Here is an 18,789-nt window from a genome sequence, read left to right on the forward strand (position 1 = left end):
ATGGGGCGGCCTCGCGCAGTTCAGACGGCGAGGCGCTGTCCCAGCGCGGAAAAGGCCTGGGCGGTGGCGTCCCAGCTGAGGAGGCGGGCGCGCTCGTGCCCAGCGGCACGCAGCTCGTGGGCCAGGTGGCTGGAGCCGAGCAGGCGCTGCAACTGCGCCGCCAGCGTGGCCGGATCGGCCGGGTCGAAATAGAGCGAGGCGTCCGCGCAGACCTCCGGCAGGGCGCCCTGCTGGGCAGCCAGGGTGGGGCAGCCGCAGTTCATCGCCTCCAGCACCGCGATGCCGCTGGCGGCACAGGTGGACGGATCGACGAAACAGGCGGCCCCTTCAAAGAGCGCGCGCCACTGCGCCGGGCTCACCGCCCCGGTGCGACGCAGGCGCGCATGCACATCGACACCCTTCGCGGCGGGCGCCTCGCCCTCGCGCACGGCGGCCACCAGCAGCACGTGCGGGTCGGCCAGGCGCTCCAGCGCCTGCAGCGCGCTCGCCAGGTGGCGGCTCGGACGGGCGCTGTCAGCCACCAGCCAGTAGCGCCGACCGCGCAGGTCCAGGCGGTCGAACACCGAGCGGTCGGCCCGCTCGCGCAGGATGTGGTCGCCCGCGGGCGGCAGCACCTCGATGCCCCGGGGCCGCTGGCCAAAATGGCGCGTCACTTCATCGGCGCCAAAGCGCGAGAGCGTGGCCACGCAGGCGGAGCGCTGCATCACCGCGGCGGTCATCATGCGCCGGCCCAGGCGGGCCGCGGTGCCGTACTCCTCGGGGCAGGTGACCACTGCCGCGGCGTCGGGCAGCAGCACCAGCTGGCGGTGCCGCACCATCGGCGCGGTGCCACCCAGGTTGATCAGCCAGCCAGCGCCGGCCAGCCGGGGCAGGTCGAGCTGCTCCCAGAGCACGCCCAGGCGCGCACCGGCTTCATCCACCGGCAGGCCCGGGGGCACCGCGGCATGCAGCTCGGCACGGCGAGGCACCACCACGCGCGCACCCGCCAGCTCGCCGCGCCGGCCCAGCGCGGCCAGCAGCTCCAGCGCAAAGCGGTCGGCCTCGGTGGTGGCGTGGGTGAGGAAACTGCCGTTGATCAGCATGGCGTTGCCCCTGCCTCAGGCCGGTACGGGTTGGCCCGAGGCCCGCCGATGCAGGCGCGCCAGCCGCAATGCCATGGGCGCAGGCAAGCCGCACACGGCCAATACCCAGCCGGTCAGCAGCAGCTTGCGCCACACGGACGACACCGGCCAGGCCCAGATTGACCGCAGGATGAAGGGCAACCTGGCTTGCGGCTCCGCCGCCAGGCGCTGCCGCAGGGCTGCATCGCCAAAGCGCCGCCCCATCACCAGGATGCGTGCCTCCCACGGCGCCAGGTACAGCAGCGGGAGGCGCGGCTCCAGGTGGGCACGTTCCAGCCCCTCGACCACCATGTGCTTGGCCGCCAGCAGGCGCTCATATTCGGCGCCCAGGCCACTGATCGAGTTGTTGTAGAGCAGCGCACCATCGTTCGGATCTCGGTGGATGCGGTACGCCCCCAGCGCCGTCTGGATCGACTCGACACGCCCGTGAGCAGGGGCAAGCAGCACCGTCACCGAATCAGCGCCGATGCGCCAGGCGCCCTCATCCATCGGCATGACCTGGCGCAGGTAGGCCGCGCTGAAGGCATTGCCCGAGCCGGGAGGCGTGCCATAGGTGCCGAATTCGCACACCAGCCGCTGCGCCTGTTCACTGTCGTGCAGGTCCCGCGGCAGCCAACGGCCGAAGGGCTGCCCCTGCCGGCCCACCATGTCGAGCCGGAACTGCAGCTTGCTCATGCCCGGTCGCCAGGCCACCACGATCTGCTGCACCGCCTGCGGGTAGAGCCAGTCATCGGCGTCCAGGAAGATCACCAATTCGCCGTGGCTGCGCAAGAAGCCGATGTTGTAGGCCGAGCCCTGTCCGCCGTTGGCCTTGGCGATGACGAGCACCCGGTCGCCATAGCGGGAGATGACGGCCAGCGAGTCGTCGCGCGAACCGTCGTCCACGACCACCACCTCCACCGCTGGGTACGTCTGCGCCAACGCGGACTCGATGGCCTGAGCCACAAAATTGCCGTAGTTGTAGTTGTTGATGACGATGCTGACGAGCATGGCTCAGACCTCCTCACTGACCGAAGCAGCCGAAAATTCAGCAGCAGACCTTCGAGACAAACGCCCGATCCCTGGTACAACGCGGACCGCCTTTCCCTGTCGAAGGTGCACAGGGCAAAACGCCACGATGCCCAACGCCAACGCAATTCCCAGGGCCCAAGTAAATGCCCGCGGCGCACCGAGATAGGGATATCGGAAAATCTCCAGAAACGTGATGAAGAACATCGGAAACAGCAGCACCCCGAACAGCTGCCCGGACCGGTAGGCACGGAAACACACCCCGCTGATGATCCCGATCAGCAGCATGTAAACCAGTGCCCCGTGCAGCCCGAGGTCGGCAATCGGTGTGTATATCCCGGAGTTGCTGTTGAACTCCACGTCCTCGTAGATGCGCAGGAACCAGTTGAAACTACCCTTCGCTTGGGTACTGAAACTGACATACTCGGAAAAGGCGGCCCCCAGTCCGAAGGGGGCACGATGTGCCCACTCCAGGATGTGCTCCGCATGCCAGGTCGCTTCCGGCGTGGTCGCCACCACACCAGCGCCGTTGTTGAGCGCGGTGTAGTAGTAGCTGACGAACCGGCCGATCACGAATTCCCAGAAGGAGGTTTTACCCTGATAGATTGGAGAACTCCAGGCGCGCGCATACTCCGACACACCGAAATACAGCAGCACCACCGGCAGAGCGGCATAAGGTCCCAGGTACCTCGCCCATCGCCATACCGTTTCGCGCCGTGTATAGAGCACCCGCCCGGCCGTCAATGCAAACGGCACAATGGTTTCAATCAACGACAGACGCTCAGACCAGACATACACGCGAAACACCGTCAGCGGCACCAGGATGCCCATCAGCACGTGCATGCGGCGCGGCATTCGGCGGGCGTTGCCATCGGCCAGGCGATAGGCGTAAATGCCGTAGAACACGCAGGCCATGTTGGCCAGCGAACTCAGGCCCACGGTCAGGCCAATTTCATCACGAGATGGTTTCCATGCGCCCGTCAACGTTTGCCAGAGCAGCAGCGGGTTGAGCAGGAAACTCTGGAACCAGATCACATAGCCAAATAGCGCCACCAGCGCCAGGCAGGTGGCGGCAAAGTCCCAGGACGACACATTCACTTCGTCGGGTGATCTCGGGCGGGCCAGTTGCACGGCGCTGCCCACCCATCCGCCCAGGGCGATGGGCGTCAGCATCAACAGCCCCAGCAAGATGAAGCTCGTGTCCAGGAAGCGAACGCCGCGGATCGACAGGGCCGTAGAAGGGAGGTTTGCGGACGCAGCGATCAAGCAGATGGCCGGCATCAGGAAGCCCACGGTCACACCGCTTGGCGAGCACCACCAAGGCATCGCCGTCAGCTCAACGGCCTGGTGAGTCACGCGACAACCTTCCCGGCTCATACGGGCCCTGTCTTTCTTGATGGTGCGCTAGCGCCGATGCGCATCAGCGCCAGCGCCGAAGCCAGCAGCGCGGTCGCTTCGGCGGCCAGCACCGCCCACCCATAGGTCTGTGGGGTCGCGTTGAGCAACAGCACCACGCAGAACACCAGCGAGGCGCCGATCTGGATCAGTGCATAGCGCCCCTCGCGGCCCAGCGCGACCAGGCTCTGGACGCCAAACAGCACGCCGACCGAATGCAAGGGCAAGCTCAGCGCCAGCAGCAGGATCAGGCTGACCGCCAGCGGCACCTCTTCCTTGAAGACGACCTGCGACACCATCGGCGCTGCGAGCATGCAGATGATCGACAACAGCACCGCCAACGCCAGGTTCGCCACCAGCACCTTGCGGCCCAGGCGGAAGGTGGCGGCCACCGATTCCTGGGCCCGCGCCGACAGGCGCACGTAGCCCAACTGGTTGAGCGGCAGCAGCGCGCCCTCGGCGGCCATGCGCACGCGCAGCGCCAGGTTGGCAGAGGCCACCGTGGCGGGATCGGCCAGCAAGCCCAGCAGGGCCACGCCGCCGTTGGTCAGGAAGGACGAGTTCAGGTTGCCGACGACGATGGCCCAGGCACCCCTGAACAACTCGGCGACGTAGCGTGGTTCAACGCGAGCGCGGTGGACCAGGTTCAGCTGAAACAGCTTGGCCCACAGCAAGATGCTGGCCGACACCGAGACGAGCGCATACGACCACAGCGCACTGGCCGTGGAGGCAAAGGTGGTCACCGCTGCAATCAGCACGAGCATGCCGCTCAGGCGCACCACGGTAGCCACCATCAACAGCACACGGGTACGCTCGTGGGCCTGCAGGAACCAGGCTGGATCAGCGGCAAAGCCCAGCATGTAGGTGGACCAGGCCAACATCAGCGGCCACTCATGGGCGCCGCGCAGCACCAGCAAAGCGCCGCTGGTGACCACGACGACCCCCGCCCAGATCGTCAGCTTGGCCGCCGTGATGTTGACCAGCACACGATGGCAGCGCTGCGGCTGCGCCAGGTGCGGCGCCACCTCGCGCACGCCGTACCAGTTGAAGCCGAATTCAACGAGCATGCCCAGGAAGGCCGCCAGCGCGGTGTAGAACGCCACCACGCCGTAGTCGTGCAGGCCCAGCGTGCGGCCGCACACCACCGCAAAGACCAGCGGAAAGGCGAAGGTCGCGGTGTGGGTGAAGGCCAGCTCGACCAGTTTGCCCAGCGTGGGCGACCAGCGCAGGGCCGGCCAGCGGCGAGGGGGTGCCCCATCCAGCGGGTCCGCCGGTTCCACGGGGCCCACCGGGACCACTGCGGCGGGAGGGCCGGGGGACCGGGTCATCCGCGCCGCTCCGCCACCGGGGCCGCTTCGGAAGCAGAGCTGCCGGAGTAGCCCAGGCGCTGCAGCCAGGGCGCCGCACCCACCTGGCCGGCCGGACGCGGGCCGCGCGCGCGGGGAATTTCCACCAGCAGCGGCAGGTCCAGCACCTCCTGCACGTCCCGCGCGGTGCGCAGGCGGCGGTCATGCAGCTCGCGCCAGATCGCCACCGCCACCGCCAGCACCAGGCCGAGCAGCGCGGCCACGGGCAGGTTGACGGCGAACTGACGCGACGAGGACTTGGGCGGCGGCGTGGCCGTCTTGAGCACGGAGACGTTCGACAGGTTGCTCTGGCTCTCCAGCAGGGCCTGCGTGGCACGCGCGCCCAGCGAGTCGAAGGCGGCCTGGGCCTGCTGCACTTCGCGCTGCAGCACGGCGGCTTCGTCGCGCATGGTCTTGAGCTGCAGCACCTTGGCACGCTGCGCGTCCAGGGCGGTGCGCACCTGTGCGATGCGCGACTGGTTGACGGCGTCGTTCACGCCCAGGCTGGCGGTGACGCGGCGGGTCTCGGCCGCGACCTGGTTGCGCAGCTGGGCCACGTTGGCACGCAGCTCGACGATGCTGGGGTGCTGGTCACCCAGGCGCGTGGCCATCTCGCTGAGGCGGGCCTGCTGGCGCGACAGCTCGGCGTTCAGGCCGGCGATGGTCGGGTTGGCGATCACCTCGGGCGTGCGGTCGCCGGCCGAGCGGGCCTGCACCTGGCGGCTGTTGGATTCGCCGGCCAGCCCCTGCAGCTGGGTCAGCTGGGTGGAAAGCTCGTTCAGCCGGGTGGTCTCGATGTCCAGGCGGTCCTCGGAGCCCACCGCGATCAGGCCGTTGCTGCGCTGGTAGTCGGACAGGCGGGCCTGCGCGGCCTCCAGGCGCTCACGCAGCTGGCGCGAGCGCTCGTCGAAGAAGCTGCTGTGCTGGCGCGCGGGCTCGACGCGCAACTGCAGCGCGGTGTCGCTGTAGGCCTTCACATAGGCATTGGCCATGCGTGCGGCTTCTTCGCGATCCGGCGCGGTGTAGAAAATCCGGATCACGCCGGATTCCTTGGCCGGACGCACCTCCAGGTTCTTGCGCAGCTCGTCGGACAGCCAGGCGATGTAGTCGCCCTGCCCGCCCGTGTCGGACTGCCAGCGCTGGCGGTACACGTCGGTGGCACGCGCGGGCACGGACGGCTTCTCGGCCGCACTGGCAGCCGCATTCGCAGAGACGTTCCCGGCCGGACCGTCCGCCAGGTTCTGCGCGGCGATCACCTGCCGCGCGACGCGCTCGCTGAGGATGATGTCCATCTGCGCGGCCATGTAGGCATCGGCCTGCCCCGGCTGCGTGGGCGAGGTGCCCAGCGGGTCGGCCGCCTTCACATCCACCAGCAGCACCGACGTGGCGGTGTAGGCCCGGGGTTGCAGCGCCGTAACGAGGCCCACGAGCGCGATCACGGCCAGCCACACGAGCAGCACGAGCACCCAGCGGGATTTCAGGACGAGGAGCAGGCGGGCAGGGGTCATGGAGGCGGTTGACGACGAGGGTGCAGCAGAGCCACACGGGATATCGGCAGCCCCATCGATTTTCACATCTCAGGTTACCACCAGATACATTTGTAGCACTCAGGCTTGACGCCAGAGCCGCCATTAGGTCTCGGAACGACCCATCTGCGCCATCCTGCGGCCTGGGGACCCCACCCCCCTGCCCACCCCGTGGCCCCCTGGGACGGGGGCATGGCTGTGTACGCGGGTCGATTTCCGCTTCATGATCCGTTCCGTCGAGCTGATGAGCGGCATCTGTGGTTTGACAACCACTGATAAGCATGACCGTCAAGAGCGCCTTCCCGAGGAACCACCCGAAACGAAGGGAAATCCTCCCAGGTTAGGCAATACTTCACGCGTCGCCCGATCAGCAATCGAATGTAACAAGCAGAGAGAAAGTGTATGAACGCGTTACCTGACGCCGCCGCTGCCCCGATGCCCGTCCAGTCCTTCGTTGCCGATGCGCGGCACTTCCGCCGCCACGTGGCGGCGAGCCGCCCGGCGTGGTCAGACAGGCTGGGCCTGTGGATGGACCAGCTCGCCGCCCTGGTGCTGTTGACCTTGCTCAGCCCGGTGATGCTGGTGGTGACAGCGCTGATCTGGCGCAGCGACGGCGCGCCGATCCTGTTCGGCCACTACCGGGTCGGCCAGCACGGCCGGCTGTTCCGCTGCCTGAAGTTCCGCTCCATGTATCGGAACAGCGAGCAGATGCTGAAGGACCTTCTGGAGCGCGACGAGGCCGCGCGCGCCGAATGGGAACGCGACCACAAGCTGCTGAACGACCCGCGCGTGACGCCGATCGGCAACTTCCTGCGCCGCACCAGCCTGGACGAGCTGCCGCAGCTGTTCAACGTGCTGCGCGGCGAGATGAGCCTGGTCGGCCCGCGACCGATCACCGTGGCCGAGCTGCCGCGCTACGGCCGGGTGCGCTGGCACTACCTGAGCGTGCGCCCCGGCATGACCGGCCTGTGGCAGGTCAGCGGGCGCAACGACGTGAGCTACGACGAGCGCGTCGAGCTGGACCGCCGCTACGTCGAGAGCGACAGCCTGCGCATGCGCCTGTCGATCCTCTGGCGCACGGTCGACGTGGTGCTGCACGGCAGCGGCGCACGCTGAGGGAGCCGACATGGACCACGCATCCGCCACCCTGGACACCCGGGACGCCGCCTTGAACGCCACCCTGGACGAGCTGCTGCGCGCACACCGCATGGACTTCGAAGGCAGCACCGCCCCCGGCGAACTGGCCGACACCGACCCGGTACCACTGGAGGACGACAGCCTGCTCGCCAGCCCCCCTGCCACCCCGGCGGTGCGGCCCGAGCGGCCCATGCCGATGAGCGGCTCGGCCGGCCGCGTGGTGCACTGCGTGGGCCGCCTCGACTCCGACGAGGCCCACGGCCTGCTGTGGCCGACGGTGCTGGCGCTGTCCGACGCGGGCGTGCGCCAGTGCGTGGTGCTGCTGCACCCGGCCGATGCCGAGCACGCCCGCCTGCTGCTGCCGCGCAGCGTGCCGCTGGTGCTGGCGGCCCCCAACGGCGTGCTGCTGCGCTGGCGCCGCCTGGCGCACGAGCGCATCGCCACCGAGCTGCGCACCGAGCCCGTGCTGGCGGTGCACCTGCATGGCCACGCCGGCGCCTTTGCCGGCCTGCGGGCCATGGAAGATGCCGGCACACAGGCCCCCGTGTTCTTCCACACCCCGCAGCATCCTGGCAGCGGCTGGCCCTGGCGTGTGCTGACCGATTGGGTCAGCCGCCTGGCGCAGGGCCGTGCCCCGGCGGACGCCCCGCCGGCCTACCTGGTGCAGCCCGGCCGCGTCGACCCGCTGAGCACGCCCGCCCGGCTGCGCGACGAGGTGCTGGCACAGCCGGTGGGCGACGACTTCTTCCGCGTCACCCGCACGGCTGGCGAGCAGCCGCTGATCGTGACCCGCGGGCGTGCCGACGACGTGGCCTTTGCCGCCGGCTACGCGCAGATCGCCGTGCTGCTGGCGGGCAGCGCACCGTCGATGCAGTTCGCCTGGCTGGGCGATGCCGACGAGGCCGTGCAGGCGGTGCTGAAGGCGGCGCAGGTGCAGGTGCTGCCCTGCCGCGACGCCCACGAGCGCGCCGACCAGCTGGCGCGCGCCTGGCTGTACGTGGCGCCGGAGGGCGATTCGCTCGACGCCCGCGGCGTGATCGAGGCGATGGCCACGGGCCTGCCCTGCGTGGCCCGCCCGGGCCCGGTGTGCGGCGAGCTGGTGATCGACCAGCTCTCGGGCTTCGTCTGCCCGCGCAACGAGGACCTGCTGCAGGGCATCGCTCGGCTGGTGGACGCACCCCAGCTGCGCCGCAGCATGGGCCACGCCGCCCGCGAGCGCGCGCTGCAGCGCTACAGCCGGCACCGTTTCCAGGCCTCGATGCTGCTGGCACACGGGTTGTCGCCCGCCTATGCACCGCGCCCGGTGGCCCCGCCACTGCTCACCGCCTATGCCTGATCAGGCCCGCCGCGAAAAATCCAGCGCCATCTGAAACAAACCGCCATCCCCCCGGGCCGCCAACACGCGGCCGGGCTCGGGATGGCTTTCGGTTTTTCGCTGCGGCGCAGCAAACCGGCAAAACAGACCGGCAAAGCAGACCGGAAAAATAGAATCGGCGGATGACGCACCCTGCCAGCCCGACCGAACACCGCCTGCTCGCCCACCTGAACCCGGAGCAGCTGGCCGCGGTGACCCTGCCGGCCGAGCCGGCGCTGATCCTGGCCGGCGCGGGCTCGGGCAAGACCCGGGTGCTGACCACCCGCATCGCCTGGCTGCTCTCCACCGGCCAGGTCAGCCCGGGTGGGCTGATGGCGGTGACCTTCACCAACAAGGCCGCCAAGGAAATGATCACGCGCCTGGGCGCGATGCTGCCCTTCAACGTGCGGGGCATGTGGATCGGCACCTTCCACGGCCTGTGCAATCGCTTCCTGCGCGCGCACTGGAAGCTCGCGAACCTGCCGCAGAGCTTCCAGATCCTCGACAGCGGCGACCAGCTCAGCGCCGTCAAGCGCATCATCAAGGCGATGAACCTGGACGAGGAGCGCTTCGTGCCCAAGCAGGTGACCTGGTTCATCGCCGGCAGCAAGGAAGACGGCCTGCGCCCGAAGGACATCGAGATCCGCGACGGCCAGACGCAGAAGCTGGCCGAGATCTACCAGGCCTACGAGGACCAGTGCCAGCGTGAGGGCGTGGTGGACTTCGGCGAGCTGATGCTGCGCACCTACGAGCTCATGCGCGACCACGCCGCCCTGCGTGAGCACTACCAGCAGCGCTTCCGCCACATCCTGGTTGACGAGTTCCAGGACACCAACAAGCTGCAGTACCTCTGGCTGAAGATCTTTGCCGGCCACGGCACGGACTCACCGAGCGCGGTGCTGGCGGTGGGCGACGACGACCAGAGCATCTACGCCTTCCGCGGTGCGCAGGTGGGCAACATGGCGGACTTCGAGCGCGAGTTCCGCGTGCGCCACCTCGTCAAGCTGGAGCGCAACTACCGCAGCTTCGGCCACATCCTGGACGCCGCCAACGCGCTGATCAGCCACAACAGCCGCCGCCTGGGCAAGGAGCTGCGCACCGAGGCGGGGCCGGGGGAGCCCATCCGCGTCTACGAGGCCACCAGCGACTTTGCCGACGCGCAGTGGCTGGTGGAAGAAGCCCAGCAGCTGCACCGCGCCGGCACCGCGCGCTCGGAGATCGCGGTGCTCTACCGCAGCAACGCGCAGTCGCGCGTGATCGAGTCGGCGCTGTTCAACGCCGGCGTGCCGTATCGTGTCTACGGCGGCCTGCGCTTCTTTGAGCGCGCCGAAATCAAGCACGCGCTGGCCTACCTGCGCCTGGTCGAGAACCCCAACGACGACACCAGCTTCCTGCGGGTGGTGAACTTCCCGGCGCGTGGCATCGGGGCGCGCTCGGTCGAGCAGTTGCAGGATGCCGCGCGCAGCAGCGCCCGCAGCCTGTACCAGAGTGTCGGCGCCGTGGGCGGCGCGGCCGGCAGCAAGCTGGGCGGCTTCGCCAAGCTGGTGGACGGCCTGCGTGAGGCCACCCGCGGGCTGACGCTGCGCGAGATCATCGAGCAGATGCTGGAGACCAGCGGGCTCGTCACCTTCTACCGCACCGAGAAGGAAGGCCAGGACCGCATCGAGAACCTGGAGGAACTGGTCAACGCGGCCGAGGCCTTCGTGACGCAGGAAGGCTTCGGCAAGGACGCGGTGGCGCTGCCGGTGGACGAGACCGCGCCGGGCACCATCGCCGCCGCGCGGCCGGGCGAGCCCGAGGCGCCCGCGCCGGTGGACCTGCAGCCCGACGCCGAGACCGGCGAGATCATGTCGCCGCTGGCGGCCTTCCTGACCCATGCCTCGCTGGAGGCCGGCGACAACCAGGCCCAGGCCGGCCAGGACGCCATCCAGCTGATGACGGTGCATGCCGCGAAGGGCCTGGAGTTCGACTGCGTGTTCATCACCGGGCTGGAAGAAGGCCTGTTCCCGCACGAGAACGCGGTCACCTCCGTCAACAGCAGCGGCGCCGACGGGCTGGAGGAGGAGCGCCGGCTGATGTACGTGGCGATCACCCGCGCCCGCCAGCGGCTCTACCTGAGCTTCTGCCAGACCCGCATGCTGCACGGGCAGACGCGCTACAACGTCAAGAGCCGCTTCCTGGAAGAGCTGCCCGAGGGCGGGCTGAAGTGGATCACGCCGCGCCAGCAGGGCTTTGGCTCCGGCTACGCGCAGCAATACCAGCAGGCCTGGCAGCGCGGCAGCGGGCTGTCGGGCGTGGTGGGCGCGGGCCGCAACTCAGGGTGGCAACCGCCGGCCGCCCCACCGCCGGCCTGGGCTGCGCCGGTGCCGGCTGCGATGTCCCAATCCGCCGCCAAGTCTGCCGGCCACGGCCTGCGCAGCGGGCAGAGCGTGTTCCACAACAAGTTCGGCGAGGGCGTGATCCTCACGCTCGAAGGCAAGGGCGAGGACGCGCGGGCGCAGATCAACTTCGGCCGCCACGGCACGAAGTGGCTCGCACTGGCGGTGGCCAAGCTCACGCCGATCGAGTGACACGACGCCCGCTGCGTCACCTGCCGCCTCACCTGCCGCGTCACCTGCCGCGCGGCCGGCCCCCCGAGGCAGGAGTCGGCACACCCTCGCTTGCAGGCAACAACCCGGGTCAACCGACCCGAATTGATCGATCGTAGCAATTCACTGACAAAAGACACATTACGATACATCCAGGCCGATCAGTCCCGCGTGCGCCTGCCGATAACCCGACAGACGCCGCCACGAGTAGGCCCCGACAGGGGGCCGACGGGGACGGTCGAGGTTCCTCAGATGGCAAGGCCGGATCCGGATGTATCCATGAGTCGTGTTTCGATCGTCGTCCTCAACTACAACTACGCCCGCTTCGTCGGCCTGGCGATTGAATCGGCCCTGCGCCAGACCCACGGGGACGTCGAGGTCATCGTGGTCGACAACGGCTCGACCGATGCCTCGCCCGAGGTCATCCGCACGTACGAGTCGCGCGTGCGCCTGGTGCGCCAGCCCGTCAACATCGGCCAGGGCCAGGGCTACAACCTGGGCTTCGAGGCCGCCACGGGCGAATGGATCGTCTGGCTGGATGCCGACGACCTGCTCGACGACGACTGCATCGCCACCTGCCTGAGCCTGGCCGACGAGCGCACGGCCAAGGTGCAGTTCCCGATGCGCCACATCAACGGCGAGGGCGCCAGCATGGGTACGGTCACACCGTCCGTGCGGCACTTCGGCGACGTGCGCCCCATCATCCGCCGCTTCGGCCACTACGCCGGCCCGCCGGGCAGCGGCAACCTGTACCGGCGTTCGGCCGTGGCCCCCTACTTCCCGGTTTGCCCCACCGAGTGGCCGATCTGCACCGACACGGTCCCCTTCGTCACCGCGCCCTTCCATGGCGACGTGGTTGATACCCAACGCCCGCTGGGCTCGTACCGCCTGCACCGCAAGGCCGCCAGCAACGCACCGGGCTACCGGGGCAACTTCAGCCTCAGCATGGCCTCGGAGGTCAGCCTCAACTACGGCGCACGCGACAAGACGCTCGCCATGCTGCGGGAGAAGTCCGGCATCGACGTGCCCGGCCCCTTCCTGACGCTGCCCTCGCACGTGCGCCACCGCATCATTTCCTGGCGCTGGGCGCCGCAGGCCCACCCCTTTCCGAAGGACAGCGCCACGCAGCTCTGGCGCCTGATGCGCGACTCGCTGCGCGCCTGCCCCGGCTACAGCGCGCTCGACCGCACGCTGATGCTCGGCTGGGCCTCCGCCGTGCTCTTCCTGCCGGCGCCACTGGCCCACCGGGTGATGGAAGTGCAGCACGCCACCCCGTTCTGGGAGCTGCTGACCCACAAGGCCCGGCGCCAGACCGCCTGACCCGGCGGGCGGCCCCGTTCATCCACCTCTTTCGCACGCCATGACGACCTCCCCAGGCACCACCGGCCCGAGCTGCCGCTTTTGCGGCAGCCCGCTGCGCCACACCTTCGTCGACCTCGGCATGAGCCCGCTGTGCCAGACGCACATCGCGGCCCATCAGCTCAACGACATGGAGCCCTTCTTCCCGCTGCATGCCCAGGTCTGCGAGCACTGTTTCCTGGTGCAGCTGCAGGAGTTCGTCGCGCCGGAGCACATCTTCAGCGAGTACGCCTACTTCAGCTCCTACTCGTCGAGCTGGGTGGAGCACTGCCGGCGCTATGCGCACATGGCCATCGAGCGCTTCGGCCTGGGCGCTGCGCACAAGGTGATGGAGATCGCCAGCAACGACGGCTACCTGCTGCAGCACTTCGTGGCCGCCGGCATCCCGGTGCTGGGCGTGGAGCCCGCAGCCAACGTGGCCAAGGTCGCCATCGAGCGCGGCGTGCCCACCACGGTGCAGTTCCTCGGCGAGTCCACGGGCACAGCCATCGCCGCCGAACATGGCCAGGCCGACCTGATCGCCGGCAACAACGTGCTGGCGCACGTGCCGGACATCAACGACTTCGTGAAGGGCATGCGCGCCCTGCTGGCCCCCACGGGTGTCATCACGATGGAGTTCCCGCACCTGCAGCGGCTCATCGAGGGCAACCAGTTCGACACGATCTACCACGAGCACTTCAGCTACCTGTCGTTCTCGACCGTCGAGCAGATTTTCGCGGCCCACGGCCTGGTGCTCTTCGATGTGGAAGAACTGCCCACGCACGGCGGCTCGCTGCGCATCTACGCCCGCCATGCGGCGAACGAGGCGCAGGCGGTGCACCCGATCCGCCAGAGCGTGCAGGACCTGCGCGAGCGCGAGCTGGCGCTGGGCTACCGCAGCCTGGCGCGCTACACCGGCTTCGGCGAACAGGTGAAGGCCACCAAGCGCGCGCTGCTCACCTTCCTGATCGAGGCCCGGAACGCCGGCAAGACGGTGGTGGGCTACGGCGCCCCCGGCAAGGGCAACACCCTGCTGAACTACTGCGGCATCCGCAGCGACTTCCTGGACTTCACCACCGACGCCAACCCCTACAAGCAGGGCAAGTACACGCCGGGCACGCACATCCCGATCCTGCCACCCGCCGCCATCCGCGAGGCCAGGCCGGACTACGTGCTGATCCTGCCCTGGAACCTGAAGAACGAGATCGCGGCCGAGGCGAGCTACATCCGCGAGTGGGGCGCTCGCTTCGTGGTGCCGATCCCGACCGTTCAGGTCCTGGACTGAGGGCGAGCGCATGAACCGCAGCTTCTGGGCCGGCCGGCGCGTCTTCGTCACCGGCCACACCGGCTTCAAGGGCGCCTGGCTCTGCCTGCTGCTGGAGCGCCTGGGCGCCCAGGTGGCCGGCTATGCCTTGGCACCACCGACGAACCCCAGCCTGTACGACCTGGCCGACGCGGGTGCGCGGGTCAGCAGCACCACCGCCGACCTGCGAGACCTGGGCCGGCTGACCGAGGCGATGCGCGCCTTCCAGCCCGAGGTGCTGCTGCACATGGCGGCGCAGTCCGTGGTGCTGGCGGCCTACCAGGACCCGGTCGAGAACTACAGCACCAACGTGCTCGGCACGGTGCACGTGCTGGAGGCGATCCGCACCGCGCTGGCCGGCACACCACGGGCGCAGCCGCTCGCGGTCGTCAACGTCACCACCGACAAGGCCTACCTGAACCAGCAGTGGCCCTGGCCCTACCGGGAAACCGACACCCTGGGCGGGCGCGACCCCTACTCCAACAGCAAGGCCTGCGCCGAGCTGGTGATGCAGAGCTACCGCGACAGCTTCTTCGCGCCCGAACGCCTGGCCGAGCACGGCGTGGCCGTGGCCTCCGCCCGCGCCGGCAACGTGGTGGGCGGCGGGGACTGGACACCGCACCAGCTCGTGCCCGCGGTGATCGCCGCCGCGCAGCGCGGCGAGCCGGTCGCCCTGCGCAATCCCGCCGGCGTGCGCCCCTGGCAGCACGTGCTGGACTGCCTGCACGGCTACCTCTGCCTGGCCGAGCGGCTGGCGCTGGCGCCGCAGGTGGCGATCGGGCAGTGGAACTTCGGCCCCGGCGCCGACGAGGTCTACAACGTCGCCCAGGTCACCGAGCTGATCGCGCGGCACTGGCGGCTGCAGCCGGCCTGGACCCGTGCCAGCGCCGAGACCCCGCGCGAGGAGCACGAGCTCCGGCTGGACTGCAGCCTGGCTGCGCGCCACCTGAAGTGGCGCTGCGCGCTCGACACCCCCACCGCCTTCGACTGGGTGGCCCACTGGCATCTGCAGGTCGAGCGCGGTGCCACGCCCCGCCAGGCCTGCGAGGCGCAGATCGACGCCTTCCTGGCACGCATCGGCGCCGCAGAAGGTCGCGCATGAAGTTCGTCGACCTGCCCGTCGTCGGTGCGAAGCACGTCCAGGCCGAACCGGTCAGGGACGAACGTGGCGCCTTTGCCCGCCTCTGGTGCCGCGACGAGTTCGCCCGCGCCGGCCTGCCAGGCGAGCTGGCGCAGACCAGCGCCAGCTTCAACACGCTCGCGGGCACGCTGCGCGGCCTGCACTTCACCTGGCCGCCCAGCGGCGAGGGCAAGCTGGTGCGCTGCGCGCGCGGGCGCCTGCACGACCTGCTGCTGGACCTGCGCCCCGATTCACCCAGCTTCGGCGTGCACTGCGCCGTCGTGCTGGACGCGGATGAGCGCCACGCGGTGTGGATCCCGCCCGGCGTCGCGCACGGCTTCCAGACGCTGGTGGATGCCACCGAGGTGCACTACTCGATGAACGAGCCGTACCGGCCCGAGCTGGCCGACGGCTACCGCCACGACGACCCGGCCTTCGTCGCGCTGGGCCTGGCCTGGCCGCTGCCGGTGAGCTGCATCGGCGCCAGGGACCGCGAATGGCCGGCCTTCGACGTCCAGCGGCATCGGCAGCGCTGGGCTGCGGCGCAGCAGGGGGCGCGGTGATGCCGCTTGAAGCGCTGCTGCAGTCCGAGCGCGCCGCCGCGGTGGCCGCGGATGCCTTAGTGCTGATGCGCGAGCTCTTCCCGCTCGTGCGCAGCATCACCGGCGACGGCGTGCGCCGCACGCTCGATGGCGTCGAGGCCTGGATTCCGCTCACCCGGCACGAGGTGCCCAGCGGCACCCCGGCGTTCGACTGGGAGGTGCCCAACGAGTGGAACGTGCGCGAAGCGCACATCACCGACGTCGCCACCGGCCGCCGGCTGGTGGACCTGCGCGACCACAGCCTGCACCTGGTCAGCTACTCCACGCCGCTGCGCGCGCTTCTCACCCGCGCCGAGCTGGAGCCGCACCTGCACTCGCTGCCCGATCAGCCCGACGCGATTCCCTACCGCACCAGCTACTACCGCGAGACCTGGGGCTTCTGCCTCAGCCAGCGCCAGCGGGATGCCTTGGCGGCCTGCGGAGAAGGCCCCTTCGACGTCGTCATCGACAGCACGCTCGCCCCCGGCCACCTGACCTACGCCGAGTGCCGCGTGCCGGGTCAATCGAACGACGGGGCCGACGAGGCGGTGGTCTACACCCACGTCTGCCACCCCGGGCTGGCCAATGACAACCTCACCGGCATCGCCGCCGCGGCCGCGCTGGCGCGCGAGCTGCTCGCCGGTCCGCGGCCGCGGCTCACCTGGCGCTTCGTCTTCGCGCCCGGCACCATCGGCGCGCTGACCTGGCTGGCCCGCCACGAGGCCGAGCTGCCGCGCATCCGCGCCGGACTGGTGATCGGCCTGCTCGGCGACGGCGGGGCGCTGACCTACAAGCGCAGCCGCCGCGGCGACGCCCTGCCCGACCGCGCCGCCGAGCTGATCGTGCCGGCCGCGGGCGGGCGGCTGATCGACTTCGAGCCCTACGGCTACGACGAGCGGCAGTTCTGCTCGCCGGGCTTCGACCTGCCGTTCGGCCGGCTCACCCGCTCGCCCAACGCCGCCTACCCGGAATACCACTCGTCGGCCGACAACCTGGACTTCGTCCAGCCCGAGGCGCTGGCCGGCTCGCTGCAGTGCCTGGCCGGGCTGATCGGCGCGATCGATGCCAACCAGACCTGGCGCAACCTCAGCCCCAAGGGCGAGCCGCGCCTGGGCAAGCGCGGCCTGTACGGGCTCACCGGCGGTGCCGGGCCGGGGCAGTTCGAGCACGCGCTGCTCTGGCTGCTCAACCAGGGCGACGGCCACCATGACCTGATCGACGTTGCCCGGCGCTCCCGGCTGCCCCTGCCGCTGCTGGCACGCGCGGCCGCGGCGCTGGTGCAGGCCGGGCTGCTGGCGCCGGCCGACGCCCACTCCTTTCAGCCATTCAACGAAGAAGGGACTTCGCCATGAAAGTCGTGCTGTTCTGCGGCGGCCTGGGCACGCGCCTGCGCGAGCACTCGGACACCATCCCCAAGCCGCTGGTCAACATCGGCGTGCGGCCGATCATCTGGCACCTGATGCGCTACTACGCGCACTTCGGCCACACCGAGTTCATCCTCGCACTGGGCTACCGCGGCGACATGATCCGCGAGTACTTCCTGCACTACAACGAGGCGCTGTCCAACGACTTCGTGCTCAGCAACGGCGGGCGCACCGTCAGCCTCATCAAGAGCGACATCGCCGACTGGCGCATCACCTTCGTCGACACCGGCCTGCACGCCAACATCGGCCAGCGCCTGCAGCGCGTGCGCAAGTACCTGGGCGATGACGAGGAGTTCCTCGCCAACTACGCCGATGCCCTGAGCGACCTGCCGCTGGACCAGCACCTGGCCGATTTCCGCCGCACCGGCGCGGTGGCCAGCTTCATGTCCGTGCCCTCGCCGCAGAGCTTCCACGCCCTGCACGGCGACGACGACGGCCTGGTGACCTCCTTCGGCCCGATGACCGACGCCGGCTTCTGGATCAACGCCGGCTTTTTCTGCCTGCGCCAGGAGATCTTCGACCACATCGAGGACGGCGACGAACTGGTCGAGCGCCCCTTCCAGCGCCTGATCGCCGAGCGCAAGCTGGGCACCTTCCGCTACCGCGGCTTCTGGCAGGCCATGGACACCTTCAAGGACAAGATCAGCTACGACCGCATGGAAGGCCGTGGCGACTGCCCCTGGATGGTCTGGCAGCAGGAGGACGGCGCCACCCAGCCCACCACCATCATCGAGACGCCCAGCCTGGTCACGCACCTGAGTGCCGTGCCCACCGCCGTGCCCACCACCACACCCGGTGCCCAGCCCGCCGCTGCGCCGCAGCCCGCGCCCGCACGCAGCCCGGCGCGCAAGCGCGCCTGAGCGGCCCGGGAGCCCACCATGCTGCCGCTGACCTTCGGCGCGGGGCGCCCCCCGGGCGAGCCACTGCGCGTGCTCTGCCTGGGCGCGCACAGCGATGACATCGAGATCGGCTGCGCTGGCGCCCTGCTGCGCTGGCTGGCCGAGGTCCCGGGCCTGGAAGTGACCTGGGTGGTGCTCAGCGCCAGCGGCGCGCGCGCCGAGGAGGCCCGGCGCAGCGCGCAGGCCCTGCTGGCTGGCGCGGCCGGGCACGAGATCATCCTGGGTGACTTCCGCGACGCGCACTTCCCGGCCGAGTTCGAGCGCCTCAAGGCCTTCTTCCAGGACCTGGGCAGGCGCCTGCAACCCGACCTGGTGCTGACCCACCGGCTGGAAGACCGCCACCAGGACCACCGCCAGGTGGCCGAGTTGACCTGGCAGACCTGGCGCAGCCAGCTCGTGCTGGAGTACGAGATCCCCAAGTACGAGGGCGACCTCGGCCAGCCCAACCTCTACCTGCCGCTGCCCGCCGAGATCGCCGAGCGCAAGGTGCAGCACCTGCTGGCGCACTTCGGCAGCCAGCGCAGCAAGGACTGGTTCCGCGCCGAGACCTTCCGCGCGCTGATGGCGCTGCGCGGCATCGAGTGCCGCGCCGAGAGCGGCTTCGCCGAGGCCCTGCATCTGCGCAAGGCGGTGCTCTGAGCACCTGGGA

14 protein-coding genes and 1 pseudogene are annotated in these 18,789 nt (G+C 69.7%); 10 read left to right on the plus strand and 5 right to left on the minus strand.

Annotated features, from left to right (window positions below; genetic code table 11):
* Positions 1–20 precede the first annotated feature (20 nt).
* From NGK70_RS19205 to NGK70_RS19225, 5 genes are read right to left on the minus strand one after another with little or no spacing between them, the layout of a single operon-like run.
* On the minus strand, positions 21–1,082 hold the full coding sequence (locus NGK70_RS19205; RefSeq protein ID WP_251970089.1) for a glycosyltransferase family 4 protein: 1,062 nt from the start codon (positions 1,080–1,082) through the stop codon (positions 21–23).
* A 15-nt stretch (positions 1,083–1,097) separates the two neighbouring features.
* Complete coding sequence (locus tag NGK70_RS19210; protein WP_251970090.1) at positions 1,098–2,111, minus strand: glycosyltransferase family 2 protein; 1,014 nt, start codon at positions 2,109–2,111, stop codon at positions 1,098–1,100.
* A 3-nt stretch (positions 2,112–2,114) separates the two neighbouring features.
* Positions 2,115–3,485, minus strand: a complete 1,371-nt coding sequence (locus tag NGK70_RS19215; RefSeq protein WP_251970091.1) for a hypothetical protein — start codon at positions 3,483–3,485, stop codon at positions 2,115–2,117.
* Positions 3,486–3,502: 17 nt separating this feature from the next.
* Entirely contained in the window at positions 3,503–4,852 is a 1,350-nt protein-coding gene (locus NGK70_RS19220; protein ID WP_251970092.1) for an oligosaccharide flippase family protein, read from the minus strand.
* Positions 4,849–6,378 carry a GNVR domain-containing protein gene (locus tag NGK70_RS19225; protein WP_251970093.1) on the minus strand — a complete coding sequence of 510 codons (1,530 nt, stop codon included), beginning with the start codon at positions 6,376–6,378 and terminating at the stop codon, positions 4,849–4,851. Before NGK70_RS19225 ends, NGK70_RS19220 begins: the two co-directional genes overlap by 4 nt.
* 549 nt (positions 6,379–6,927) lie before the next feature.
* Here NGK70_RS19225 and NGK70_RS19230 point away from each other — a divergent pair.
* From NGK70_RS19230 to NGK70_RS19275, 10 genes and pseudogenes are all read left to right on the plus strand, one after another.
* Positions 6,928–7,512 (plus strand): annotated as a pseudogene (locus NGK70_RS19230) (sugar transferase); the annotation flags it as partial.
* Between the two features lie 10 nt (positions 7,513–7,522).
* Complete coding sequence (locus NGK70_RS19235) at positions 7,523–8,869, plus strand: glycosyltransferase (protein ID WP_251970094.1); 1,347 nt, start codon at positions 7,523–7,525, stop codon at positions 8,867–8,869.
* A 161-nt stretch (positions 8,870–9,030) separates the two neighbouring features.
* Positions 9,031–11,457, plus strand: coding sequence for a UvrD-helicase domain-containing protein (locus NGK70_RS19240; RefSeq protein WP_251970095.1), 2,427 nt, complete (start codon positions 9,031–9,033; stop codon positions 11,455–11,457).
* A 297-nt stretch (positions 11,458–11,754) separates the two neighbouring features.
* The gene (locus tag NGK70_RS19245) at positions 11,755–12,795 is read left to right on the plus strand and encodes a glycosyltransferase family 2 protein (RefSeq protein ID WP_251970096.1); all 1,041 of its coding nucleotides are present in this window, start codon (positions 11,755–11,757) and stop codon (positions 12,793–12,795) included.
* 40 nt (positions 12,796–12,835) lie between these two features.
* On the plus strand, positions 12,836–14,098 hold the full coding sequence (locus NGK70_RS19250; protein WP_251970097.1) for a class I SAM-dependent methyltransferase: 1,263 nt from the start codon (positions 12,836–12,838) through the stop codon (positions 14,096–14,098).
* 10 nt (positions 14,099–14,108) lie between these two features.
* Positions 14,109–15,218 carry a CDP-glucose 4,6-dehydratase gene (rfbG, locus tag NGK70_RS19255; protein ID WP_251970098.1) on the plus strand — a complete coding sequence of 370 codons (1,110 nt, stop codon included), beginning with the start codon at positions 14,109–14,111 and terminating at the stop codon, positions 15,216–15,218.
* On the plus strand, positions 15,215–15,799 hold the full coding sequence (locus NGK70_RS19260) for a dTDP-4-dehydrorhamnose 3,5-epimerase family protein (protein ID WP_251970099.1): 585 nt from the start codon (positions 15,215–15,217) through the stop codon (positions 15,797–15,799). The genes rfbG and NGK70_RS19260 overlap by 4 nt, the downstream gene beginning before the upstream one ends.
* Positions 15,799–17,169: a DUF4910 domain-containing protein gene (locus tag NGK70_RS19265; RefSeq protein ID WP_251973833.1), complete on the plus strand. Its 1,371-nt coding sequence runs from the start codon at positions 15,799–15,801 to the stop codon at positions 17,167–17,169. Before NGK70_RS19260 ends, NGK70_RS19265 begins: the two co-directional genes overlap by 1 nt.
* Positions 17,166–18,101: a sugar phosphate nucleotidyltransferase gene (locus NGK70_RS19270; RefSeq protein ID WP_251970100.1), complete on the plus strand. Its 936-nt coding sequence runs from the start codon at positions 17,166–17,168 to the stop codon at positions 18,099–18,101. The genes NGK70_RS19265 and NGK70_RS19270 overlap by 4 nt, the downstream gene beginning before the upstream one ends.
* Before the next feature lie 18 nt (positions 18,102–18,119).
* Complete coding sequence (locus NGK70_RS19275; protein ID WP_251970101.1) at positions 18,120–18,779, plus strand: PIG-L deacetylase family protein; 660 nt, start codon at positions 18,120–18,122, stop codon at positions 18,777–18,779.
* Positions 18,780–18,789: the final 10 nt, after the last annotated feature.

It is taken from the genome of Sphaerotilus microaerophilus (assembly GCF_023734135.1).
In the GTDB taxonomy this organism is placed as follows: Bacteria; Pseudomonadota; Gammaproteobacteria; order Burkholderiales; family Burkholderiaceae_C; genus Sphaerotilus; species Sphaerotilus microaerophilus.

Coding starts and splice junctions, on each gene's coding strand:
- rfbG (WP_251970098.1), top strand. CDS start 14,109: ATGAACCGCAGCTTCTGGGCCGGCCGGCGCGTCTTCGTCACCGGCCAC.
- NGK70_RS19225 (WP_251970093.1), bottom strand. CDS start 6,378: ATGACCCCTGCCCGCCTGCTCCTCGTCCTGAAATCCCGCTGGGTGCTC.
- NGK70_RS19235 (WP_251970094.1), top strand. CDS start 7,523: ATGGACCACGCATCCGCCACCCTGGACACCCGGGACGCCGCCTTGAAC.
- NGK70_RS19275 (WP_251970101.1), top strand. CDS start 18,120: ATGCTGCCGCTGACCTTCGGCGCGGGGCGCCCCCCGGGCGAGCCACTG.
- NGK70_RS19205 (WP_251970089.1), bottom strand. CDS start 1,082: ATGCTGATCAACGGCAGTTTCCTCACCCACGCCACCACCGAGGCCGAC.
- NGK70_RS19250 (WP_251970097.1), top strand. CDS start 12,836: ATGACGACCTCCCCAGGCACCACCGGCCCGAGCTGCCGCTTTTGCGGC.
- NGK70_RS19210 (WP_251970090.1), bottom strand. CDS start 2,111: ATGCTCGTCAGCATCGTCATCAACAACTACAACTACGGCAATTTTGTG.
- NGK70_RS19220 (WP_251970092.1), bottom strand. CDS start 4,852: ATGACCCGGTCCCCCGGCCCTCCCGCCGCAGTGGTCCCGGTGGGCCCC.
- NGK70_RS19265 (WP_251973833.1), top strand. CDS start 15,799: ATGCCGCTTGAAGCGCTGCTGCAGTCCGAGCGCGCCGCCGCGGTGGCC.
- NGK70_RS19245 (WP_251970096.1), top strand. CDS start 11,755: ATGAGTCGTGTTTCGATCGTCGTCCTCAACTACAACTACGCCCGCTTC.
- NGK70_RS19240 (WP_251970095.1), top strand. CDS start 9,031: ATGACGCACCCTGCCAGCCCGACCGAACACCGCCTGCTCGCCCACCTG.
- NGK70_RS19270 (WP_251970100.1), top strand. CDS start 17,166: ATGAAAGTCGTGCTGTTCTGCGGCGGCCTGGGCACGCGCCTGCGCGAG.
- NGK70_RS19260 (WP_251970099.1), top strand. CDS start 15,215: ATGAAGTTCGTCGACCTGCCCGTCGTCGGTGCGAAGCACGTCCAGGCC.